This window comes from Nocardia sp. NPDC004711, from assembly GCF_053601595.1.
The window spans coordinates 253,283-261,221 of the sequence record NZ_JBSGCB010000005.1 but is presented as its reverse complement, the minus strand read 5'-3'; the positions used below and the strand labels follow the sequence as shown (position 1 = coordinate 261,221).

The window sequence follows — 7,939 nt, the reverse complement described above, 5'->3', positions numbered from 1 at the left end:
CCGGATGCTCGAGACCGTCCAGGAATACGGCAGGCACCAGGCCGAGGACGCCGATGAGTACATGGATTCCGTTCGGCGACACCAGGATTGGTGCTTCGGTCTGGCGCTCCAGGCAGAGGCCGAATGGATCGGACCGCACCAGATGCAGTGGGTTGCCAGACTGGAGCGGGAACTGCCGAATCTCCGCAAGGCACTGGAATTCGCTGTGTCCGAGGCGAACCAAGCAGCGTTGCGGATGACCATGGCCCTGTACCCGTTCTGGATAATGCGCGCGCGGTTGAGCGAGGGTCGCCGCTGGACTGCTCGTGCACTCACCCGCACGACCGGAGCGCCGACCATCGATCGGGCCAAGGCGCTGCATGCCGCCGAGGCAATGGCCACGCTGCAAGGCGACTTCGCCGACGCCACCGACAAACTGACACAACTGAGGCACGTGGCCGAACAGACCAACGACCCCGTGGTCGGGGCTCTGCTCGCGCACTCTGCCGGAAACACCGTTCTGATGCGGGGCGACGCCGACGTGGATCGCGCGCACAAGCTCGTGGCCGACGCCGTCGAGATCTACGAAGCATCCGGTGAGCTCAGCCTGCAATTGGATGCGCTGATCTCCCTTGGATGGTCTTGCGCGGTCCTGGGTGACATGCCGCAGGCCATCGGATGCTTCGACCGGGTGCTCGCAATCACCGAATCCACCCACGAAACGATGCTCCGGTCCTGGGCATTGTGGGCAGCGGGGTACACCGCTTGGCGTGGGGGCGAGCCCGACCGCGCTGTGCACTTGCTGCAGGAGGGCATTCGGCTGGCCCGGCTGGCGGCAGATCCGCTCGTTGCCGCGGCCTGTATGGAAGCACTGGCCTGGGTCACGGCCGAGCAACACCCTGATCGACGCCCAGCTGTGCTGATGGGTGCCGCCGATTCGCTGGTGAGCGTTGCCGGCAGTTCCGCATTCGTGTTTCCCGTTCTGCTCGTCCACCGCAACGACTGCGTGAGCACCACCCGGGAGGCGCTCGGTGCCAAAGCATTCGAGGCGGCCCGCCAGGAAGGCGCCGCCATGACGTTCGATTCCGCTGTGGCCTTCGCGCTCGGCGAGCAATCCAGCGCCGCCGCACCCGCCCAGGGTCCCGGCGCAACCCTGACGAAGCGGGAGCGCCAGGTCACCGAGCTCGTTGCCCGAGGTTTGTCCAACAGGGCGATCGCCGCTCAGCTCGTGATCTCACAGCGCACCGCGGAAGGTCACGTCGAACACATCCTGACCAAGCTCGGTTTCACCTCGCGCTTACAGATCGCGACATGGGCGGCCGAGCAGCCCGGCTCCTGAATCCGTTACCACCCAGCAGGCCCGGCAGGTTGCGGATCGAGGAACAATCGCTCATTCGGCAGGCGCGCTGCGGGCAGCGATTCCTCGATCTCCTGCATGATCAATTCGATTGCACACCAGCACTTTCGGCGACAATCATGAATCAGATTCCGGGCGGCGGCCAAGGTTGCCCGGTAGTCGAACACCGTTCCGCCCAACCAGATCCGCACGTGCACATCGCCCTGGGCCCGGAGCCATGCTTCCTCGGCGCTGGTCAGCATCGAACATCACCGGCCCTGCTGCGGCCATCAACGCGCCACGCCGAGGTCAACGCGTCCGACAATTTCTGCTTGAACCACCGCTGCTCCGAGTTGTCGGATCGCCGAATCGACAACCCTTCCTCGAGCAGCGTCATGAACCGCCGCCGGTCGACACCGAATGCCACCAACAGCTCGCCCGCACTCGCACCGCCGTACGGCGCCCAGCGGATCGCGAATTCGATCACCGACCTCGTGTCCGGTTCGATCGATCTGCCGGACGCGAGGAACTCCAACTGACTCAGCGCCGACCGGACCCAGAACGCGTCGCGACCTCGCTGTTGATTCCGTCCATCCATGATGTTCCCGAGCGGTAGTGGCTGACCTGTCCTCCACCACCTTCTTCGGGAACCGCCGCTCGGACGACGGGATATCTACCTACCCACATACCTGTTTTCGGCGGGCCCACCTACCTGTTTTCGGCGCGCGAGCGGGCGATCGGATGACGACGAGGTTATTCCTCGGATATCGCAGCCGAGGTCGCGAACGGAATGCCGGCCTGCAGCAACGTCCCCTCGCCCGGATGGCTGGTCAGCTCCATCCGGCCGCCGAGGGCTTCGATGCGGTCTCGCAGACCGACCAGCCCGGAGCCCTTGGCCGGGTCGGCGCCGCCGATTCCGTCGTCCCGGATCGAAAGCTGGAGCTGCTGGCCGGCGGTGGTGATGTGCACGGTCGCTTCGGTGGCCCGCGCGTGTTTGGCCGTGTTCGTCAGCGCCTCTGCCGCGATGTAATAGGCGGCGGTTTCGGTGGATTCGGGCATGGGCGTGTCGAGGTTCAGGTCGAGGTTCACCGGAACGGTGCAGCGGCGAGCGAGCGCCTTCAGCGCCGGGCCGAGTCCGCCCTTCGACAGGATCGCCGGATGGATCCCGCGGCAGATCTCGCGGAGTTCGTCCGAGACGCCGACCAGGCCCTGCACGACGTCGGAAAGTTGCGCTTCGAGCGTGGTCAGTTCGGGTGGCACCGATGCCTCGGCGGTGCGGAGCGCGAGTCCCAGCGAGACGAGGCGTTGTTGCGCGCCGTCGTGCAGATCACGTTCGATCCGGCGCCGGGCCTCGTCGGCGGCCGCGACGATGCGGGCGCGGGATGCGGTGAGTTCGGCCCGGGCCTCGGCATTCGCGATCGCGGTCGCGAATAGGTCCGCGAATTCGGCGAGGCGCTCCTCGGTGTCGGCCGGCAGGGGCTCGCGGCGCGACGATCCGGCGACGATCGCGCCCCACAGGTGGCCGTCGACGACGATCGGCGCCCCGACGCCCGAGCGCAGACCCAGCTCCCGGATGCGTGCCGCGGCGGAGCCGGTCGCCTGGTCGTGGCTGTCCATCCGGGCGGTGCCGCCGGTGCGCAGCACCATGGCCGCGATGTTCTCGCCCTCGAGCGTGAACCGCTCGCCGACCGGCATCCTGGGCAGTCCGGGTTCGTCGCGTGCCGCGACGAACATGCCCGAGCCATCGGGTGCGTAGAGGAACAGGGACGCGTTGACCACGCCCAGGCACCTGGCCGACTCGTGCGCCACCGCGGAGAACACCTCCGACGATGTCGCACCGCGCGCGACCAGGGTGGCGACCCGCCGCAACGCGGCCTGCTGCTGGGCGACGAGGTCGGCCGCCCGGCGGCGGCGATTCGCCTCCGCGGCATACGATCGGGCCACTGCCGCAAGGGTATTGGCCAGTAGCGCCACGCAGAGGAAGACCGCGATGGTGACGCCGTTCTGGGCTGCGGTCGAGCTGGATTGCTCCGGCCGGTGCTGGAAATAGCCGAAGGCGATGGCGCTGGCGACCGATGTCGTCACCGCCAGACCGAGTCCCCACCCGGTCGACACCACCAGAACACCGAGCAGATAGACGACACCGAAGGCATTGCCGGGAGCGATCCGCCCGAGCCAGAGGACGAGAACCGACTCCGCCGCAATAAAGAACGCGGCCACCGCGACGCCCAATGGCAGCGGCGGGGTCGTCGGGCGCATCGACCACGACAGCACATGTGCACGCATCGAGAAGAGCGGCCTATCGGACTGGTAGCGCGCGGATTCTGCACCTGGCGTCGAGGTTGGCCAGCTGTGCGCCTCAGACCGTTTCCACATCATCACCCAGCGTTCACGTCGAGCCGACGGGCTCGGACAAGGTCCTCGAATTGGATCTCGATCGTCACCCTGCAGCCTACGCACCGTTCGACACCTGTCCGGCGATGGACATCGGAGTGGCGGGTCAGCGGCCCGCGACGCGATCCGGGCCGGCACGCACGGCCGTCACGACGTCCGCGCATTCACGAAGATGCGCCGCGCCCACTCGGCGTGTGCCAGCAGGTCGCCGTCGCGCCCGGCCGGCAGCGACAGCAGCAGCCCACACGCGGGCCCGCCTGCCGAAGTCCGGACAGGTAGCGTGATTCCGCAGGTGCCCAGGTAGCTGAGGACCATCGTGGTGCGCAGAGTGGCGGCATTCGCGCTGTCGTAGCCAGCCGGGTCTCGGAGATCGGCCAGGCGCGGCGGCGGGTGACGCACGGTAGGGCACAGCAGTGCCGCGCCGTCGAGTTCAGCGGCGAATTCCGCGCGCAAGGCGCTCATCCTGGCGTACACCGGGGCGATGGAATCCGCTGTGTGCGAGTTGCTTTCGAGCCTGCGCCGAGTGGCGGGCTCGATCGGCAGGCCGGAGCCGAGACGGTGACCGTGCAGCCGGTATGCCTCCGCGCCCACGATGGTGCCGGCGCCGTCCATCAATTCCTGTGCAGCACTCAGCGATGCCATGTCGCGCCTGCGAATATCAGCTCCGGCGCGGCGGATTTCGGCAAGAGCGGCCTCGAATTCGGCGGCGATCCCGGGCGTGACGTCTGGTGTCCACTCGCCGCCGGGCACGACGAATCGCCGCAGCGGCGTGTGCTCGCCGCGTCGCATGGGCGCGAAGATCCGGTCGAGAGCGATGATGTCGTTCACGCTGGTGGCGAGGATGCCGGTGCTGTCGAGTGTGCTGGACAGGGGCGCGAAGTCGTTCGCACCGTAGCGTCCCGGGCTGGCGCGATACCCGATGATTCCGCAGTAGGCGGCGGGCACCCGTACCGATCCCGAGGTGTCGGTGCCGACCGCCAGCGGGACGATGCCGCGCGCGACCGCCACCGCAGATCCGGATGAGGAGCCGCCCGGGACCAGCTCCGGGTCGACGGGATTGGCGGGGGTGCCGAAGTGCAGGTTGATCCCGAGACCGGAGAAGGCGAACTCGCTGAGGTTGGTCTTGCCGATGGTGACCAGCCCGCTGTCATGGGCGCGCCGGACGAGGCGGCTGTCCACCGCGGCGGGTTCGTCGTGCAGGTGGCTGGCCGAACCGCTGGTCGTGACCGTGCCCTGGATATCGAAGACGTCCTTCCACGCGATCGGGACTCCGTCGAGCGGACCGCGCCGGGTGCCGCGCAGTTGGCGACGATCGGCAGCCCCGGCCTGGTATCCGGCGCGCTCGGCGGTGACGGTGACGAGTACCGCGGTCGAATCCGATTGCCGGGCCCGGTCTACGGCGACTGCGGCCAGGTGGGCCGAGGTCGTATCGCCCGCTGCGAGCGCCCGACCCATGGCGATGGCGGTGGTCATGGACAGGACGCTACCCAGCAGTATTTCCGCTTCGATATGGAGGAAGATCCACCGAATTCCAATGATGCTGTGTGATCATCCATTTCGACCGCGCCCTGTCGTTCGGTTGACTGACCTCCATGACAGTGTTGAGCCATCCGGAGCCGATTACCGTGCCGGCGAGGCGAGCCCGAGCGGTGACCCTGAGCGCCGGTGCGAGGTTGCGGATCACCGACGTCGATGGCGGCCAGGTGGGTGATGTGTTCGCCTACAACGCCCACGATCTCACCGAGCATCACAGCGCCTCGCACACGCGCACCCACACCGCGCGACTGTTTCCCGCGCTCGGCGAGTCATTCGTGACCAACCGGCGGCGACCGATCCTCACGTATACCGAGGACACCTCGCCGGGTGTGCACGACATGCTGATCGCCGCCTGCGATCCGGAACGCTATGCGGCGTACGGGGATCCGGAACACGCCAACTGCGCCGACAATCTGCGCCACACCGTGACCGAGCTGGGATACGGTGCGCCGCCGTTCATTCCGCAACCGATCAATGTGTTCATGCGCATTCCGGTAGCCGCGGACGAGAGCCTGACCTGGCTCGAGGCCGCTACCGCGCCCGGGGACGCCATCACCTTCCGCGCCGAAATGGACTGCCTGGTGGTGGTTTCCGCCTGTCCGCAAGACCACAACCCCATCAATGGGGCTCGACCCACGCCACTGGCCCTGACCGTCCTTCCCCCGACCAGCGAGGAGAACCACCGATGACCACCACCGAACTCGCCCACCCCGCACTCGAGCCGTTCGGGCTGGGCACCCTGAAACTACGCAACCGATTCGCCGTGGCGCCGATGACCCGGGTCTCGGCCACCCCTGACGGCACTCCCACCGAGCAGATGACCTCGTATTACCGCGAATACGCGCTGGGCGGATTCGGCCTGATCATCACCGAGGGCATCTATCCGGACGCCGCCCACAGCCAGGGTTACCTCAACCAGCCCGGCCTGGTCACCGAGCAGCACGTCGCGGGCTGGCGCGCGGTGGTCGACGCCGTGCACGCGGCCGGGACTCCGATCGTCGCGCAGCTGATGCACGCCGGAGCCATTTCCCAGGGCAATGCGCACGGTTTCGCGACCATCGGACCATCCGCGGTGGCGCCGCGTGGGCAGATGATGGTCGATTACGGCGGGGTCGGTGGAGCGTGGAACGCGCCCCGGGAGATGACCGCGCACGACATCGACGATGTCGTGGCCGGTTTCGTCGCGGCGGCGGAGAACGCCCGTGCGGCTGGTTTCGACGGCGTCGAGATCCATGGGGCCAACGGCTATCTGCTCGATCAGTTCCTGACCGACTACACCAACCAGCGCACCGACGAATACGGCGGGCCGGTGCGGAATCGCATCCGGCTCACCGCGCGGGTGCTGCGGGCGATTCGTGACGCCCTCGGCGACTTCCCGATCGGCGTCCGGCTGTCGCAGACCAAGGTCAACGACTTCACCTATCGCTGGCCGGAGGGTGAGGCCGACGCGCGCGCCATCTTCGCAACCCTGACCGAGGCGACGTATCTGCACATCGCCAGCGAGGGCCGGGACTTCCTCGAGACCGCGAAACTCCCCAGCGGCACGACCGTCACCCAGCTGGCTCGGGAGGTGTCGGGTCGCCCGGTCATCGCCAATGGGGGCATGCACAATCTGCCCCAGGCCGCCGATGTGCTGACCGGCGGGCACGCCGACGTCCTGTCGCTGGGTACGGGCGCACTGGCCAATCCGGACCTGCCGCGCCGGGTCGAGACCGGGGCCGAACTCTCCTCGTTCGATCATGAGATGCTGCACCCCATGGCAACCCTGGACTGCGCCGCGGCCTGGCGCGAGCGCACCGGCGAATGAGCGCTCGGACCTGGACCCGCGGCGGGGCCGCGGTGGCGACGCTGACCTTCGACGTGGACGCCGAGACGCCGATCCTCGCCGAGGGCCGGCACTACGCCGAGCACCCCATGGTGATGTCGCACCAGGCCTACGGACCGGATGTGGGGGTGCCGCGCATTCTCGACCTGCTCGACGAGATGGGTGTTCCCGCAACGTTCTTCGTACCCGGCTGGGTCGCCGAACAACGCCCGGGACTGGCCGCGTCGATCGTCGAGCGCGGGCACGAGGTCGCGCACCATTCCTACAGTCACCGGCCGCCCACCTCGCTGCCCGCCGGCGCCGAGCGCGCCGATTTCGAACGCGCCCTGCAGGTATTCACGTCCCAGGGCATCGAGATCGCCGGGCATCGCGCCGCGATGTGGAGCGCCAGTCGCGAAACCCTTTCCCTGATAGCGGAATACGGCCTGGCCTACGACTCCTCGCTGATGGGCGATGACCGGCCGTACCACGTGGGCACCCCACAGGGCCCGGTAGTCGAACTGCCCGTGCACTGGTCGTTGGACGACTGGGAGCAGTACGCGTACCTGCCCGCACCGCGCATCGGCTCGGTCATCGAGTCCCCGGTCAAGGTCGAGCAGATGTGGCGGGCCGAGCTCGACGGCATGCGTCACTACGGCTGCCTGTTCAACGTGTGCATGCATCCGTTCCTGACCGGTCGTCCGGGCCGAATGCTGGCCCTGCGCAACCTGATCGCCTACGCCCAGGAGTGCGGAGACGTCACCTTCGGCCGCTGCCGCGACGTGGCGGCCTGGGCACGGGAGGACACCCACACCCCGACCCGCCCCCTGCCCGCCTACGACGTGGACGAAGCCGTCTACCCGACGTAGCACACCGCTCACACCGACGCG

Annotated in this window: 7 protein-coding genes; 4 read left to right on the top strand and 3 right to left on the bottom strand. The window is 68.0% G+C overall.

Going from position 1 to position 7,939, the window contains the following annotated elements; all coding sequences use genetic code 11:
* Positions 1-1,318 (top strand): LuxR C-terminal-related transcriptional regulator (locus ACWEKS_RS07095; RefSeq protein WP_452339239.1); only part of this gene is annotated, 1,318 nt, incomplete at its 5' end.
* A gap of 5 nt (positions 1,319-1,323) precedes the next feature.
* Here the strand turns inward: ACWEKS_RS07095 and ACWEKS_RS07090 are convergent.
* From ACWEKS_RS07090 to ACWEKS_RS07080, 3 genes are all read right to left on the bottom strand, one after another.
* Positions 1,324-1,578, bottom strand: a complete 255-nt coding sequence (locus tag ACWEKS_RS07090) for a hypothetical protein (RefSeq protein ID WP_452339238.1) — start codon at positions 1,576-1,578, stop codon at positions 1,324-1,326.
* Between the two features lie 490 nt (positions 1,579-2,068).
* On the bottom strand, positions 2,069-3,601 hold the full coding sequence (locus tag ACWEKS_RS07085) for a GAF domain-containing protein (protein WP_452339237.1): 1,533 nt from the start codon (positions 3,599-3,601) through the stop codon (positions 2,069-2,071).
* Between the two features lie 255 nt (positions 3,602-3,856).
* A complete protein-coding gene (locus tag ACWEKS_RS07080; RefSeq protein WP_452339236.1) occupies positions 3,857-5,182 on the bottom strand; it encodes an amidase family protein in 1,326 nt (441 codons plus the stop codon).
* 119 nt (positions 5,183-5,301) lie between these two features.
* Between ACWEKS_RS07080 and ACWEKS_RS07075 the strand changes: the two genes are divergently transcribed.
* From ACWEKS_RS07075 to ACWEKS_RS07065, 3 genes are read left to right on the top strand one after another with little or no spacing between them, the layout of a single operon-like run.
* The gene (locus tag ACWEKS_RS07075; protein WP_452339235.1) at positions 5,302-5,934 is read left to right on the top strand and encodes a DUF1989 domain-containing protein; all 633 of its coding nucleotides are present in this window, start codon (positions 5,302-5,304) and stop codon (positions 5,932-5,934) included.
* The gene (locus ACWEKS_RS07070; RefSeq protein WP_452339234.1) at positions 5,931-7,052 is read left to right on the top strand and encodes an oxidoreductase; all 1,122 of its coding nucleotides are present in this window, start codon (positions 5,931-5,933) and stop codon (positions 7,050-7,052) included. The genes ACWEKS_RS07075 and ACWEKS_RS07070 overlap by 4 nt, the downstream gene beginning before the upstream one ends.
* Positions 7,049-7,918, top strand: a complete 870-nt coding sequence (locus ACWEKS_RS07065; protein WP_452339233.1) for a polysaccharide deacetylase family protein — start codon at positions 7,049-7,051, stop codon at positions 7,916-7,918. The genes ACWEKS_RS07070 and ACWEKS_RS07065 overlap by 4 nt, the downstream gene beginning before the upstream one ends.
* The last annotated feature ends 21 nt before the right edge of the window (positions 7,919-7,939 follow it).

Excerpts from the sequence above, each read along its gene's own strand:
- ACWEKS_RS07080 (WP_452339236.1), bottom strand. The coding sequence starts at position 5,182 with ATGACCACCGCCATCGCCATGGGTCGGGCGCTCGCAGCGGGCGATACG.
- ACWEKS_RS07070 (WP_452339234.1), top strand. The coding sequence starts at position 5,931 with ATGACCACCACCGAACTCGCCCACCCCGCACTCGAGCCGTTCGGGCTG.
- ACWEKS_RS07065 (WP_452339233.1), top strand. The coding sequence starts at position 7,049 with ATGAGCGCTCGGACCTGGACCCGCGGCGGGGCCGCGGTGGCGACGCTG.
- ACWEKS_RS07085 (WP_452339237.1), bottom strand. The coding sequence starts at position 3,601 with ATGCGTGCACATGTGCTGTCGTGGTCGATGCGCCCGACGACCCCGCCG.
- ACWEKS_RS07090 (WP_452339238.1), bottom strand. The coding sequence starts at position 1,578 with ATGCTGACCAGCGCCGAGGAAGCATGGCTCCGGGCCCAGGGCGATGTG.
- ACWEKS_RS07075 (WP_452339235.1), top strand. The coding sequence starts at position 5,302 with ATGACAGTGTTGAGCCATCCGGAGCCGATTACCGTGCCGGCGAGGCGA.